Below are 14,350 nucleotides of genomic sequence, written 5' to 3' on the forward strand. Positions count from 1 at the left end.
TCCCGTTGCGCGTGCAACCAGTTGAGCGGCGAATCAGTCGCGCGCGATCAGATCGCCCACCTGCCCGCGGCCCGTGACGAGGCAACTCGACAGGAAATTTTCCCCCTGGCTGCGCGCACCGGCCTCGCCAAAGCCCTTCTTGAGCGCGCTCGCCTTGACGAGTTCTGCGCCCCGCTGGCACGTGATCGTGCCTACTTCACCGGCCTGCGCGCGCATGAGCGCGCGATCCGCCATCAGATAGCCGAGCAGCAGCACCACTGCAATATTGAACGCCTGTCTCATGGGTCGTCTCCTCCTTCGAAGAGACTAACGCGAAGCCCGCGCGCGCGGTCTTAGGGGTTTCCCGATTCAGACGTGCATGGCGATGCCATTCGAATCGCGCGAATCAGCTCGTGGTGCCGCCCTGGCCGGCGCGCGCCGCGGGTGCGTCGGCGCCGGTACACCCGGATTGCAGCCGCCGGATCGCCTGCTGTACGCGCCGCGTGTTCCGTTCGAACAGCAGATAAACCGCGAAAGCGTACGCATAGCAGGCGACCAGCATGCCCGCGAGCACCAGGACGCCATCCGCATCGAAGTGGATTCGCCGCCCGAAACCCACGGCAGCGACAAAGAGAATGAATGAAAAATGCGTGAGATACAGCGAATAGGAAAATCCCGAAAACAGAATCGCGACTCGCGACAAAGCCGCAGGACGCAAACGAACGTTTTCACGCAGCACGCAGTGCAGAAAGACAAAGCACGGCACGCCGACAATCCAGTCGTTGTCGAGCAGAAAGAAGCGCGTGCAGACGAGTGCCGCTAAAAAGGCCGCGCCGCTTGCGAGCGTCATCCACGGAAGGCCTGAGCGCGCGCTGGGCGCGGGCACGCGCTTTTCAAGCACGGCGAGCACTACGCCGAGGAGCCACAATCCGAAGCCGCTCAGCAGCGAAGGAAAGGCGATCATCGTGCCGAGTGCAAACGCGGCCATCGCAAAGGCGCCGAGCCCGCGACGTCGACGCACCAGCACCGCACATGCAGGAAACCACAGGTAATACCAGAACTCGTTGGCGAGACTCCATAACGGGCCGTTCGATCCGTAGGTGCCGCACGATAACTTCTGAAGGAAGACCAGGTTGCAGGCAAATGTCGCCGCACCGAGATGCGATGCGACGTTGATCTGTTGATCGAATGTACCTTCAGTACCGAGGTAAAAAGGCCCGCCTGCCAGTTCGAGACCCAGACGGTCCCAGAAGAGCGTGAGCAGCAAGGCCGGCACGAGGACGATCCATAGGCGCGACAAGCGCTCGGTCAGATAGCGCTGCCAGCTCCATGTGCCGGCGTCGAGCTGGCGCAATACCGAGCCGCCCACAAAATAGCCGCTCAGCAAGAAGAATACGATGACGGCCGTATGCCCGTAATTGCTGACGAAATAAAACGCCTTGCCCGCAAGACCGATGCTCACGCTCGACCGGTAATCGACGAACATGAGATTGCGCAGATGGCTCACGCAAACGGCGCCCGCCGCCAGCGCCCGGATCAGGTCCAGCGTGTCGCAATGTGGTTTACCGGGGGATGCCATCTGAACCTGGATCGAACAGGAAGTGTGTCGATCAAATTACGGTCCAGCATGCTTTTAATCCGTACGTTCCCCCACATACGTCGGCGGTCAGAACCTCGCTTCGATGTCGCGGATACGCTGCTCTATCGCCTGGCGCACCCGCGCATTCGACGGCACGACGAGCAGCGACGACGCAATGATCCGATACACCTTGTTGCGCGACACTTTCGAAACCCGCTGCGGATCGAGCCACGCAGCGTTGTCCACGAGCAGCAGCAGCGTTTCGAGGCCGATCAGGATGGGCCACAAGCACGCCAGCCGCAGCCGCACGGACAATGCCGGAATCGCGAGCGTGTAATCGAGCGCTTCGCGGAAATGATCGAGCGTGTTGCGCAACAGCTCGATCATCAGCGGACGCGCGCGCAAGGAATTGGCCGGCAGCAAGAGGTCCTGCGGACTGAGGCCGTGCTGCTCCAGCATGCTTTGCGGGAGATAACAGCGGCCAATTCGCAGATCCCTTCCGCAATCGCGCAACACATTGGTCATTTGCAGCGCCTTGCCGAAGCGCACGCCGCGCGTTGCCATGATGTCAGGGCGCTCCTTCAGCGTGCCGGGCATATGCGCGTAAGTCATCGCAGTCCAGAATTCGCCGACGCAACCGGCCACCAGATACGTATAACGGTCCAGCTCGCCATACTCGCGCAGCGCGGCAATTCGCCCTGAGCGTTCGTCGGGAAATGTGCGCAAGTCGAATTCCATGCCTTCGGTCAACGTCGAGACGATCTCGCGCACGGCCTTGCGGTCGGACTCGCTCAATTGCGCGAGCACTTGGAGCGCCGGGCCGAGCGATTCGAGCAATACCTTCTCGTCCGACTGGCTCTGCTGGCCCGCCACTTCCGCGGCCATGCGCTGGAACAGCGCGCCGTCGCTCGCGACGCCGTTGACCTGATCGCGTAACGAGAGCAGCAACTGGAGGCGCTGCCCGGGCGCAATCAGCGAGGTATCCGCGATGGTATCCGCGGCCCGCGCCAGCAGATACGCAAGGCCGATGGGATCGCGCATGCCTGCCGGCAACACGCGCAGCGTGAGGTAGAACGAGCGTGATACGCCTTTCAGGAGCGGGCCGAGAAGAAAGGCCCGGGTCGGAGTCGGCATGGTTGCGATGTCAGTATTGGCAAAATTCAGGCGGTGCCGAATTGTATACGGCAAGCCGCGCTAAGATGCGGGATAGCCTGAATCTCATGCCCACCATGACCAAAAACCAGAACTCGACTCTCGAAGCCACTGCCACGCGCGCTCGCCGGCCCAGTCTGCGGCTCACTTATGTCATCGGCAGCCTCGACCGCATCTTGCGGCGCCGGATGAGCGAGGCGCTCGCGCCGCTCGGCTTGACGCTCGCCCAGTTCACTGCGTTATCCGTGCTCGAGGCCAAGGGGCAGGCGTCCAATGCGCAGCTTGCCGAGCGCTCGTTCATTACGCCGCAATCAGCCAATGAAGTGATGAACGCAATGGCGAGCCGCAATTGGGTCAGCCGCGAGCCGGATCCCACGCATGGCCGCATCGTTCTTCTCCAGTTGACTGACGAGGGCCGCGCCGTGTTGCGCCAATGCGAACAGGCAGTGAAAGCAATCGAAAAGCAGATGCTCGACGGCATCGAACTGGAATCAGCCGGCACGGTGCAGCGCCATCTGGAAACGTTCGTGCGTAACCTGCGCGGATAAGGCCAACGCACCGCCGGCATTTTAATCAGGATCGCTATCTACCCTCGCCGGCGCTTACCCGGCCTGCACGCTTGAGGTGACCTTGAAGCGTATGCCTCGATCTCGGTCGGGTAGGCATTTCCTGACAAGCACCTCACCGCGGTGCGTCGTTAACCAGCGTCGCGCGTACCTGTTTTGTATTTTCGGGCGCTTGTGAATACAACTTTTCAATTCCGCGCCGGCTGCGCGTTGGCGCAGCGTCCGGGATGCAACGCGGCGCTTTCATCTTGCGTTGTGATCCCGCATTGACCGCCGTGTGAATGCCCGTGGCGCAGAGCTCGCAGGACAAGTAGAATCGCGGGAATTCAATGCTCAGTGGGCGACGCTCTGCGACTCATCGCGTCGACAGTCGGGAACGCACTTTGCTCGCTGAGTTGGGCTAGGCCACGCTTCGATGCGTGCAACCGGCCGCTAGTCGCAGTTCAACCGCACATCATAATGACCAATCACGAATCGCCGACCTCTCTTCGCGCTAACGTTGAAACGGGCGTGCCCGGCCTCGACGAGATTCTCGGCGGCGGTCTTGTGCGCGGCGGCGTGTATCTTCTCGAGGGCATGGCCGGCGCCGGCAAAACGATTCTGTCGAGTCAGATCGGCTTTCATCGCGTCAGTCGCGGCGAGAAGGTCTTGTACATGACCCTCATCGCCGAATCGCATGACAAGCTGCTTGCACACCTGAAGCGCCTCACTTTCTTCGACGAAAACGCCGTGGCCCAGCAGATGCTTTTTGTGTCGGGCTATCACGAGCTGATGCAGGACGGCCTGGACGGCTTTCTGAAACTGATTGCGTCGAGCATCTACGATTACCGGCCGAGCCTGATGATTATCGACGGCTTTCGCAGCGCACGCGAATTCAGCGAGACGGAGCTGTCGCTGTCCAAGTTCATTCATGAACTGAACGCCCTCGTCGCCGCAATGGACTGCACGACGCTGCTGCTCGCACCGCTCTCCGGCAACGAGCCTCATCCGGAACACACGCTCGTCGACGGGCTCATCGAGCTGAACCGCTACAGCGACGGTATGCGCCGCGCGCGCGAAATCGAAGTGCACAAGATGCGCGCACGCAACCACCTGATGGGCAAGCACTACTTTCGCATCGCCGAAAGCGGGCTGCTGATGTTCCCGCGCCTCGAAGCGCAGCACGCCGCGCCGAGCGGGCCGGTCGATCTGAAAACGCGGGTCAGTTTCGGTTTGCCGCATCTCGACACCATGTTCGGCGGCGGCCTGTCGCAAGGCTCGACCACGACCTTGATCGGACCTTCGGGTGTCGGCAAGACCATGCTTTGCCTGCAGTTTCTGGCAGCCGGCGTGCAGCGCGGCGAACGTTGCCTGTATCTCGGCTTTTACGAGGGACCGCAAAGGCTGATCGGCAAAGCGGAGGCGGTCTCTATCCGGCTTGACGAAGCGCATCGGGATGGCCGGCTTGCGATTCAATGGCAGCCCGCCGTCGAACTCCCCGTCGACGAAATCGCCGCGAGCGCACTCGCCACCGCCAGGCAGCTGGGCGCAACGCGCATGGTGATCGACGGCGTCGAGGGCTTTCGCGATTCGGCGCTGCGCGTCGAGCGCTTCGGGCTGTTTCTGAACGCCTTGCTGCATCAGTTGCGCGAGGCCGGCATGACGACGCTCGTCACTGAGGAAGTCCCGCTCTACCCGGACTACGGCCAGTCGCGAAGCACGCGCGTGTCGGCCCTCACGGAAAATCTCGTGCTGTTGCGTTATACGGAAACGGACGCGGGTCTGCGTCGCGCCATTTCCGTCGTCAAACAGCGCGAAGGCGCGCATGACCCGTCCACGCACGAGCTCGTGATTTCGTCGCAAGGCCTCGAAATTGTCGAAAGCCCGCTCAGCACCACGGTTTCCTCGGCGTCAGGCCTGTCCGCGACCTTGCAGCCGCGGCGACCGGCGTAGCGCTCATGAAAACCATTCTGGTTGTGGATGACGAGTTCGACATCCTCACGGTGTGGCGGCTGCTGCTGGAACGTCACGGCTATACGGTGCTGACGGCGTCCAACGGCGCCGTTGCACTCGAACAGATACGCAGGACGCGGCCCGACATTATCGTGTCGGACTGCATGATGCCGGTCATGTCGGGCCTTCAATTGTGCGCGGCGCTTTATGCCGACGCTGAACTGCGCGACATTCCGATCATTTTGTGCAGCGCGGCCGCCGACATTCCTGTGCAGCCCAATCCGTCTATCGAATATGCACGCAAGCCAATTGCATTCGACGCGCTGCTCGCCTTGCTTCAACGAATGTCGGTTTAGCGGCCCGTACGAAACCGCTTCAGCACCGTCTCGCCGACGTCAAACAGACTCGACCACCAGCGCGCCGACGTTTGCAACCGCCGCATTGCCGCGCGCGGCGTCGCCTGCCGTCTCAGTCAGATAAACCGCCACGAGTATCGGTCCGCGCCCCGGTGGCCAGAGAATGGCGACGTCGTTCGCGGTGCCATGATCGCCCGTACCGGTCTTGTCGCCCACGCCCCAGTTTTTCGGCAGCTTTGCGCGAATTCGCGCGCCGCCGGTTTCATTGGCCGCGAGCCACGCAAGCAATTGCGCTCGCGACGCGGAACTCAAACGCTCGCCGAGCACGAGTTCGCGTAGATTGCCGAGCATGGCATTCGGCGTGGTGGTGTCGCGCGGATCGCCCGGGGTCGCCTCGTTCAGCGTGGGCTCGTTGCGGTCCAGACGCGTGATGCCGTCGCCGAGACTGCGCACAAATGCAGTCAACCCAGCGGGACCGCCGAAAGTCTGCAGCAAGAGGTTCGCAGCCGTGTTGTCGCTGAGCGTGATCGCCGCCTTGCACAACTGCGCGACGCTCATGCCCGCGTTGCCGGTGAGCTCGCGCGTATGCTTCGACGTCGCGGGCGAATACGGCACCAGTTCGCTTTTTGAGTAGACGATGCGCCGCTGCAAGTCTTCTTCGCCGCGATCGACACGCGCGAGAATCGCGCCCGCGGCGAGCAGCTTGAACGTACTGCACATCGGAAAGCGCTCGTCCGCATGCAAGCCGGCATGCAGACCCGAAGTCGTATCGACGATCGACACGCCGAGCCGCCCGCCGCTTTGCGCCTGGATGTCCTCGAGCCGCGCGCGAATTGCGTCCGCGCCGGCGAACGCTTGCCGCTGCCTTGCCGCGTCTGTCCCTGCGGCCGGCTTAGCATTCTTTGCCCAAGCACCGCTGTTACCGAGCGCAACACCCGCTATCGAAACACCCAGCATCGCACCCGCGAATTTTCTTCTCGTGATCATTGCTGCTCCTTGTGTGAAGCCGCAACTATCGGTTTTTCGGCTCTGACTGACAAACGATGATAAGTTAATGCGCTCACAAGAAAAACTTATGCCTCGGCCATGAGATCCCATGAGACCTTATCTTCCGCTTAATGCGTTGCGCGCTTTCGAGTCGTCGGCTCGGCATCTCAGTTTCACCCGCGCCGCGCTCGAGTTGAACGTCACGCAGGCCGCCGTCAGCCAGCAGGTCCGATCGTTCGAGGAGCGCCTCGGCACCGCGCTCTTCAAGCGCCTGCCGCGCGGCCTCGCCATGACCGACGAAGGCCTTGCATTGCGCCCTGTGCTGACCGACGCGTTCGACCGCATCGAAGCGGTGCTCAAACAATTCGAGGGCGGCCACTTTCACGAAGTGCTGACGGTCGGCGTGGTAGGCACGTTCGCGGTCGGCTGGCTCATGCCCCGGCTCAAATCGTTTCGCGAGGCGCATCCCTTTGTCGAGCTGCGGCTGCTGACGAACAACAACCTCGTGGACCTCGCGACCGAAGGCCTCGACTTCGCCATCCGTTTCGGCGACGGCACGTGGCCCGGTTCGCTCGCCACGCGCCTGCTCGATGCGCCGCTTGCGTTGCTTTGCACGCCTGAAATTGCAGAGCGATTGTCGAAGCCGGCGGATCTCGCCGACGAAACGCTGTTGCGTTCATATCGCGCGGATGACTGGAGCAGCTGGTTCGCCGCGGCCGGCATTGCGCCGCGACCTATCCGGGGGCCCGTGTTCGATTCGTCGCGACTGATGGTGGAAGCGGCGATGCAGGGTGCGGGCATTGCGCTCGCGCCCGCGTTGATGTTCGATCACGAGATCAATACCGGCCGTCTCGTGCGTCCATTCGATATCGAAGTGCATGCGGGCAGCTACTGGCTGACATGGCTGAAAGGCAAGCCCATGTCGCCCGCGATGCTGCTGTTCAGTCAGTGGCTCATCAAGGAAGCGGCTCTTGACCTGCCGGATCAGCACAGACCGGTGCGACGATAGCCGTTCATTGCAGGGCGGTCCGCTTGCGGGGGAAACACGTTCCAGGAGCCGTCGTCGTGACGGAAGAAGAAGATGGACAGCAGGCCGCCCGGACGCGGCGCCTCGACGCGCACGAAGCGCTGATGCAGTGACGCGCGGTGGCAAAACTCGACCACGCGTGCGGGCATCGACGGCGTGGGTGCAAGCCATTTGTCGACGGCCCAGTGCAAGGTCTTTTCAGCGGCAGCCATGATGTTCTCCTTCATTCCCTCACTGATTTCGTTCACTGATTCACGCCGCGTGTGCAGCAAGGCGGCCCTTCGCGCCGTTTTCCATGAATGCCTTCACGAGGCACACCAGCACGTGCATGCCGGTGCGTGGATGACGCAGGCTGCAATGCACCTGTTCGCTGCGGCTTTCGCCGAGCAGCACCCACGCGCAGAAGTGTTCGCAGTTGTTGGTCAACAGGCGGTAGCGGTTTTCGCCGAGGCGTGAACGCGCGCGGCGCACCGCTTCTTCGCCGATGTAGCGCGCGCAGGGCGTCGCGCGGATCGACAGCGGGTGGCCGGCGGCGAAGCGGTCGATTTCGACTTCTTCAACCGGGCCGCGATGGACGGAGCCCGCGAAGCCTGCGTAATGCACGACACGGCCATTGCCCACATAGATGCCGTGATGTTCGTAGCCGGAACGCGTGGAGACGAGGTGCGAGCCGATCGGCAAGTCGATGGTGGATGACGATTTACCGCTGGCTTCGCTGCTCGTCTGAAGAGAGTTCGTGTTCATGGCTGGCCTCGTTTTGTTTCCAACACTGTTGCGAGGTCTTCCGCATCATCCGGGCCATGTGCCGGAAAGCCTTTGTTTATGGGGATTTCGGAGAACGGCGGCGACTTTGAGCAACGCGAGTGTGGGCCATGAACCGACAGAAATCGCGCCCATGTGTTGGCGTGAGGCGCTCTTTCTCCGCGAGGATAAGCGGCGTTTCGGGGCCGCTTTCCGGAGGACTCCTAGCGACCAAAAAGTGTTGGGCGTCACACCGGTTGCGGTGCGCGCGTGTTGGCCGGCGCCCGACCTATTGACTCGCACGCAGACCGGCGCCCAGCGTCGAGGTAGTCCGCATGACCACGCCAGGCAATGCATTGCGGCAGACCGCGTGATGTCGCTTGCGAATTGGCATAGCACTTGCAGCATCACCGTCCAGATTCCTTCAAGCCGCGCGCGTTGCGCACGCGGTCAACCGGAGAACGACATGGCTTCCATTTCCGTGAACGACCTTTCGCTCAACCTCGCGCTCGACCGCAAAGCCATGGCGGCAATTCGCGGCGGCGGCGGTGCGCCCTGGGTGTATGGCTGGATTCAACCTTATGTGCGGGAAACGCCAAGCATTGGGCCGGTCGTGAACCTGTACGAGGTTTCGAACAACTTCTATGCTAACCAGATGATCAACCAGTTCCAGTCGGTCGACGTGCGCAACACCGGCGCAAACTCGAACATCAGTGTCTCCCCTGACGCACGCAGCCGAAACGATATGGTGTAGCCGTTGTGGTCTGCGCGAGCCAATTTCGATGGACGTCGTCGTCGCGCTCCGACGCGGGATGCGTGCGCGAAATCAATGAGGATGCGTGCCTCGACGAGGCCGAGCTCGGACGCTGGGCCGTCGCGGACGGCATGGGCGGCCACGCGGTCGGCGACCTCGCGAGCCGCCTCGTTATCGACGCCCTCAAGCGGCTCGCCCCGCCTGTCAGCATGAAAGCGTTTATCGCGGACGCACGCGCCCATTTGCAGGTAGCCAATCGTCAGTTGAGAGAAGAGGCGGCGCGCCGCCAGGTGCAGCGCATTGGCAGCACGGTCGTCGTGCTTCTCGCGTGCGACCGTTTTTGCGGCTATGTGTGGGCCGGCGACAGCCGCCTCTATCTGGTTCGCGACGGACAACTGCGTCAACTCACGCGCGATCACAGTCAGGTAGAAGCGCTCAAATCGCTCGGTGTCCTGACCGACGAAGAAGCGCGCCATCATCCGGCGCAACACATGATTACGCGCGCTGTCGGCGCGACGGACCTGCTCGAACTCGACGACGATGCGATCGAAGTCGTGGACGGCGACATCTTCCTGCTTTGCAGCGACGGCCTGAGCAACGAAGTCGGCGAAGACGACATGTTAGCCGTGCTGAGCACCACCGCGCACGGCAACGCGCCCGACCAGCTGGTCAGCCTCGCGCTCGAACGCGGCGGCCGCGACAACATCACGGCGGTCGTGGTGCGCGCCGAAGATCCTTATGCCGCCGACAAAACGCTATTGAATCCCTCGCCATGACGCGGGTTCGATGCCGTGCCATGAAAGACACGGGACCGCTCCCTCCTTGAACGGAAACGGCGCCGTCATGCGTCATTGTCATCTTCGTCATGCTCTGCTGCGCCGTTTCTGCTCGGTGCGGCGAGGTTGCGATTGCGAAAGTCCTTCGAATGAAGCCCGTGTTTTTTCAGCAGCATTTGCAGATGCGAGCGGTTCATGTCGATGCGCCGCGCCAACTCTGCCACCGTGCCGTTCACTTCCCGCAGCCCGCGTTCGAGAAAGGCTTTCTCCGCATCGTCGCTCGCGGCGCGCTTCGCATCGCTGAGCGACATCAGATTCGCCACGCTGATCGGCTGCTGGCCTGCGCCGTTGGCGAGCCCTTGCAAGGCCGCCGCCGAGCCGGGCGCCGCGGGCCGCATGTCGGTCGGCAAGTGGTCGATGTCGGCCATATCGCCCGCGAGGCACGAAATGCGGTACATCACATTGCGCAGCTCGCGAATGTTGCCTGGGTACGCGTAGTTGAGCAGAAAGTCCCGTAAACGCGGTGTCAATCTCACCGGCCTGCGCTTCAGTGTGCCGGCCGCTTCATCGCCGAACCATGCAATCAGCAGCGGAATTTCGTCGCGGCGCTCGCGCAGCGGCGGCAGCGTGACGTGAATCACACTGAGCCGGTAGAAAAGATCCTCGCGGAACTTGCCCTCCTCGCTGAGCTTGCGCAGGTTCCGATTCGTAGCCGCGACAATGCGCGTATCCACCGCAATGGTTTCGTCGGAACCCACGCGTTGAATCTCGTGCGCTTCCAGCACGCGCAGCAGTTTGACCTGGCCCGCGAGCGGCAACTCGCCGATTTCGTCGAGAAAAATCGTACCTGTATGCGCGCTTTCAAATTTGCCTTTGCGGTCGTTTGCCGCGCCCGTAAACGCGCCCTTGCGATGACCGAATAGTTCGGACTCCAGCAGGTTATCCGGAATCGCGCCGCAATTCACGGAAATAAACGGCTTGTCCGAACGCGAGCCGTTCGCATGAATGACCTTCGCCATGAGTTCCTTGCCGGTACCGCTCTCCCCGTCGATCAGGACAGGCAAGTCGGTCGGCGCCGCCTTCTCCGCAATTTCAAGCGATTCGAGCAGGCGCGGATTGTCGCCGAACGTCCCTTCGAAAATGAAGCTGCGCTCAAGCAGCGCCTGTCTGCGCGCACCGCGCGACTGTTCGGCGCGCTGTTCCGGCTCCGCCGCCACCGCGGCTTGCACGAAGCGCTCCTTGTGCGATAGCTGCATGACTTCGTCGCGCAGCGAGGTGGCCTGCCTCAGCAGTTTGTCAATGTCGGTACGTTCCAGCCGCGACGACCAGCGCAGCGTCGAGCGCAAAATCTCGATACGCTCGATCAAACCCGCATAGGAAATCGCCGGACTGATGTCTTCGATCTGGTCGAGTATTTTCATCATCACGCACTCAGTTGTTTCTGCACCAGTTGGTAGTACATGCCACCGCGCTGAAGCAGTTCTTCGTGACGGCCCTGTTCGACAATCGCGCCTTCATACAGCACAAGAATCTTGTCCGCCCGCATAATGGTGCTCAGCCGGTGCGCAATGATCACCGCCGTGCGCCCCTTCAATATGTCGTGCATATTGCCGAGGATGTTGCTTTCCGATTGCGAATCCAGCGCGGACGTCGCTTCGTCGAATACCAGCAGACGCGGATCGTGATACAGCGCCCGCGCAATGCAGAGCCGTTGAATCTGGCCGCCTGACAAACCGATTCCGCGCTCGCCGACAATCTGCTCATAACCGAGCGGCATTTTGCTGATGAATGCGTGGGCGTCGGCCATCTTTGCCACTTCCTCTATACGTCTGCGGTCCGGCGCGTCGTCGCCGCTGGCGATGTTCTCGGCAATCGTGCCGGAGAACAGCAGATTGCTTTGCATCACGTAGCCGATTTGCGCGCGGTAATAGGCTTTGTCGACCACGCTGAGGTCATAACCGTCGATCGACATTTTCCCTTCGCTCGGTGCATAAAAGCCGACCAGCAGCTTCGCGAGCGTCGTCTTGCCCGAGCCGCTGCGCCCGACAATCGCCACCAGTTCGCCGGGCTTGATGTCGAAGCTGATGTTTTCCAGCACATAAGCGGAATCGTTGTCGCCGTAACGGAAGTAGACACCGCTTAAGCTGATTTCGCCCTGCAGTTCCGGAAGCATCACACGTGACGGCAGATCCTCCGGCTTCTGTTCAGGCTCGATGTCGAGCACATCGCCGAGACGTTCCATTGCCACGCCCGCGTCGTTCAGCATGCTCCACAACCCGACGAGCCCCATGAGTGGACCGAGCACGCTGCCCATGAATGCATTGAAGGCGATCAACTGCCCAATCGTCATCTCGCGCGCGAGGACGAGATTGGCGCCGACCCACAGAATCGCAATTGTGGTCGCAGCATTAAGCAACTGACTGCCGAGCCCGACGAGAATATTGAACGCGTGTGCGCGGTACTGCACTTCCAGTGCTTTTGCGTATTTCTTTTCCCAGCGCAAACGCACGGGCCGCTCGATGCCCATGCCCTTGACGGTTTCCACGCCTGCCAGCGCTTCCATGAGGAAGGACTTCGATTCCGTCGACGCAGTGAATACCTCGCGCGCGTAGTTCTTGATCTTGGGCGTGGCGAGCGCGGTCAGCGCCATGATGGGAATGACAAATCCGATCAATACCAGTGTCATCTTCACGTTGTAGACGAACATAATCGTGAAGTAGATGAACACCATGAGCAGATTCAATGCCGTTGTCACGGTGGATTCGGTGAGGAACGCGCGAATGGTCTGGTTCTCCTGAAAGCGCGCGAAGATGTCGCCAGTTTTGCGCTTGGCGAAGAACGAGAAAGGCAGCGACAACGTGTGTTTGAAGAACTGCGACATCATCGCGAAGTCCATGTTGCGCACCATGAAGTTCGCCAGATAAGCGCGTATTGACGCCATCAGCTGCGAGAACACATTGGCAATAATGAGCCCGCCTATCAGCAGATGCAGGAGGCTCACGTTCTGGTGCACGATCACGCCGTCGAGAATGTTCTGGATGATGAGCGGTGGAATCACGCCCAGCACCTGAATCACGAATGTCGCGAGAAACAGATGCCCGAGAATCTTTCTGTAGGGCTTGAGGTAGCCGACAAAACGTATCCACGGCGAACGCGCCGCCGACATGTGCACCAGATGCGGCCCGCCAGTAAACAGCAGACAGGTGCCGCTCCAGCCGCGCTCAAAGTCTTCGACCGTCAACTTGCGAAAGCCGAGTGCCGGATCGGCAAGCCACACGTACTCGCTGGATAGGCCGTACACCACGACATAGTGATAGCCTTCCCAATGCACGATAAACGGCAAATCGAACCCACGCAGCGAATCGAACGTGCACTGCACGCCGCGCGCGGTAAAGCCGAGCGATTCCCCCGCGCGCGCGAGACTGTCGAGCGTCGCGCCCTGCGTCGTCACATTGGCGAGTTCGCGCAGTTTGCCGAGCGTCATGGGAATGCTGTAATGACGGCAGATCATCGCGAGACACGCAGCCCCGCAGTCCATTTCTTCCGCCTGCTCGACGAGCGGGAAGCGCCGGATGACTTTTTCGCCGAACTCGGGCTTGCTCTGCAAATCGAGCATGAGCGGCAACTTGCGGCGTTGCTCCAGCCGCTTTTGCCGCTGCAACTCACGGTCGCCGTAACGAATGCGCTCGTCCAGCACTTCGCGCAGTTTCGGGTTGCGCTCGAGGATGAAATGCACCGTACGCTCGGGAATGACGAGAAGCCGCGTATCGGTCGACGCAATCGCGGAAGCCATCTGCTCCTGCCGCATCAAACACGCCTTCTCGCCGAATATCTCGCCTTCGCCTAATGTGGCGAGCGTATAGTCGCGCCCTTCCTCATGTCGAACGATCCGCACCTCGCCCTGGCGCACCACGTATAGCCGTCGGTCGTCGCGCGCGTCCTGCCTGAGAATTTCCTTGCCCGCGGCCACGCGCTTCACGCCGACGCTTCGCACATACTCTTCGAGTTCCGCCTTGTTCAGTTTGCCGCGCAAATCGAACAGTTGCGCGACAAATCCACCGGCCGAATTGATCGCCACATAGCTCGCGACAAAGGCAAGCGCCGCCTGATTGCCCGTGATCACCGGCTCGATCGCGGCACGCGGAATGAACAGCAGCTCGGTTTTCGCGGATGCCCGCACCGACGCTTCATGCACATACGTGCGGAGCATGGCAATGTCGGCGAAAATTTCGCCCGACTTGCGCACGCCCATGCTCGTCTCCTTGCCATGCTCCTCGACAAAGATGCGAACCGAGCCCGAGCGGACTATGTAGAGACCATCGGCTGTCTCGCCCGCGGAACACACCGTTTCGCCGAACGAGTAGAAACGCGCTTGCGCATATTCGGCTAGGCGCTCGATCTCGTCGCGCGAGAAGGGGGACAGTATCTCCACCGAAGCAAGGAATTCGGCGGCGGATGGCGCAGTCTGGGGTGCATCCATAAGCGTGCGTGCCTCGGTTTT

At 61.4% G+C, this 14,350-nt stretch carries 14 protein-coding genes; 6 read left to right on the top strand and 8 right to left on the bottom strand.

Translation table 11 applies throughout. The features are described from left to right. Window positions 1–33: 33 nt before the first annotated feature. The 3 genes from HV711_RS03140 to HV711_RS03150 form a co-directional block, all read right to left on the bottom strand. Window positions 34–282 carry a hypothetical protein gene (locus HV711_RS03140; protein WP_035481536.1) on the bottom strand — a complete coding sequence of 83 codons (249 nt, stop codon included), beginning with the start codon at window positions 280–282 and terminating at the stop codon, window positions 34–36. Between the two features lie 103 nt (window positions 283–385). Next, on the bottom strand, window positions 386–1,558 hold the full coding sequence (locus HV711_RS03145; RefSeq protein ID WP_035481537.1) for an acyltransferase family protein: 1,173 nt from the start codon (window positions 1,556–1,558) through the stop codon (window positions 386–388). Between the two features lie 87 nt (window positions 1,559–1,645). Beyond that, a complete protein-coding gene (locus HV711_RS03150; RefSeq protein ID WP_013591071.1) occupies window positions 1,646–2,692 on the bottom strand; it encodes a phytoene/squalene synthase family protein in 1,047 nt (348 codons plus the stop codon). Between the two features lie 65 nt (window positions 2,693–2,757). On the opposite strand from HV711_RS03150, the gene HV711_RS03155 reads away from it, so the two are divergent. The 3 genes from HV711_RS03155 (at window position 2,758) to HV711_RS03165 (ending at window position 5,564) form a co-directional block, all read left to right on the top strand. Further along, window positions 2,758–3,258: a MarR family winged helix-turn-helix transcriptional regulator gene (locus HV711_RS03155; protein ID WP_013591072.1), complete on the top strand. Its 501-nt coding sequence runs from the start codon at window positions 2,758–2,760 to the stop codon at window positions 3,256–3,258. Between the two features lie 477 nt (window positions 3,259–3,735). After that, on the top strand, window positions 3,736–5,208 hold the full coding sequence (locus HV711_RS03160; RefSeq protein WP_028361163.1) for an ATPase domain-containing protein: 1,473 nt from the start codon (window positions 3,736–3,738) through the stop codon (window positions 5,206–5,208). Window positions 5,209–5,213: 5 nt separating this feature from the next. Next, window positions 5,214–5,564 (top strand): response regulator, encoded by a 351-nt coding sequence (locus tag HV711_RS03165; protein WP_013591074.1) that lies wholly within the window; start codon window positions 5,214–5,216, stop codon window positions 5,562–5,564. Window positions 5,565–5,603: 39 nt separating this feature from the next. On the opposite strand, the gene bla is transcribed toward HV711_RS03165, so the two are convergent. Further along, a complete protein-coding gene (bla, locus tag HV711_RS03170; protein ID WP_035481538.1) occupies window positions 5,604–6,551 on the bottom strand; it encodes a class A beta-lactamase in 948 nt (315 codons plus the stop codon). A gap of 109 nt (window positions 6,552–6,660) precedes the next feature. On the opposite strand from bla, the gene HV711_RS03175 reads away from it, so the two are divergent. Beyond that, window positions 6,661–7,560 (top strand): LysR family transcriptional regulator, encoded by a 900-nt coding sequence (locus HV711_RS03175; protein ID WP_035481539.1) that lies wholly within the window; start codon window positions 6,661–6,663, stop codon window positions 7,558–7,560. Here the strand turns inward: HV711_RS03175 and HV711_RS03180 are convergent. Both HV711_RS03180 and HV711_RS03185 read right to left on the bottom strand, forming a co-directional pair. Beyond that, window positions 7,536–7,790 (bottom strand): hypothetical protein, encoded by a 255-nt coding sequence (locus tag HV711_RS03180; protein ID WP_013591077.1) that lies wholly within the window; start codon window positions 7,788–7,790, stop codon window positions 7,536–7,538. The two genes, HV711_RS03175 and HV711_RS03180, sit on opposite strands and share 25 nt — an antisense overlap. Window positions 7,791–7,830: 40 nt before the next feature. Then, a complete protein-coding gene (locus HV711_RS03185; RefSeq protein WP_035481540.1) occupies window positions 7,831–8,322 on the bottom strand; it encodes a lecithin retinol acyltransferase family protein in 492 nt (163 codons plus the stop codon). Window positions 8,323–8,785: 463 nt separating this feature from the next. Here HV711_RS03185 and HV711_RS03190 point away from each other — a divergent pair, with 463 nt between their 5' ends. Together HV711_RS03190 and HV711_RS03195 are read left to right on the top strand one after the other, a co-directional pair. Then, the gene (locus tag HV711_RS03190) at window positions 8,786–9,073 is read left to right on the top strand and encodes a hypothetical protein (RefSeq protein ID WP_013342362.1); all 288 of its coding nucleotides are present in this window, start codon (window positions 8,786–8,788) and stop codon (window positions 9,071–9,073) included. Window positions 9,074–9,078: 5 nt separating this feature from the next. Continuing rightward, window positions 9,079–9,849 carry a PP2C family protein-serine/threonine phosphatase gene (locus HV711_RS03195; RefSeq protein ID WP_035481541.1) on the top strand — a complete coding sequence of 257 codons (771 nt, stop codon included), beginning with the start codon at window positions 9,079–9,081 and terminating at the stop codon, window positions 9,847–9,849. Window positions 9,850–9,914: 65 nt separating this feature from the next. Here HV711_RS03195 and HV711_RS03200 read toward each other — a convergent pair whose 3' ends face one another. Further along, window positions 9,915–11,273 carry a sigma-54 interaction domain-containing protein gene (locus HV711_RS03200; protein ID WP_035481543.1) on the bottom strand — a complete coding sequence of 453 codons (1,359 nt, stop codon included), beginning with the start codon at window positions 11,271–11,273 and terminating at the stop codon, window positions 9,915–9,917. After that, window positions 11,273–14,329 carry a peptidase domain-containing ABC transporter gene (locus HV711_RS03205; RefSeq protein WP_013591081.1) on the bottom strand — a complete coding sequence of 1,019 codons (3,057 nt, stop codon included), beginning with the start codon at window positions 14,327–14,329 and terminating at the stop codon, window positions 11,273–11,275. The genes HV711_RS03200 and HV711_RS03205 overlap by 1 nt, the downstream gene beginning before the upstream one ends. Window positions 14,330–14,350: the final 21 nt, after the last annotated feature.

The organism is Paraburkholderia phenoliruptrix, from assembly GCF_902859825.1.
Lineage (GTDB): Bacteria > Pseudomonadota > Gammaproteobacteria > Burkholderiales > Burkholderiaceae > Paraburkholderia > Paraburkholderia phenoliruptrix.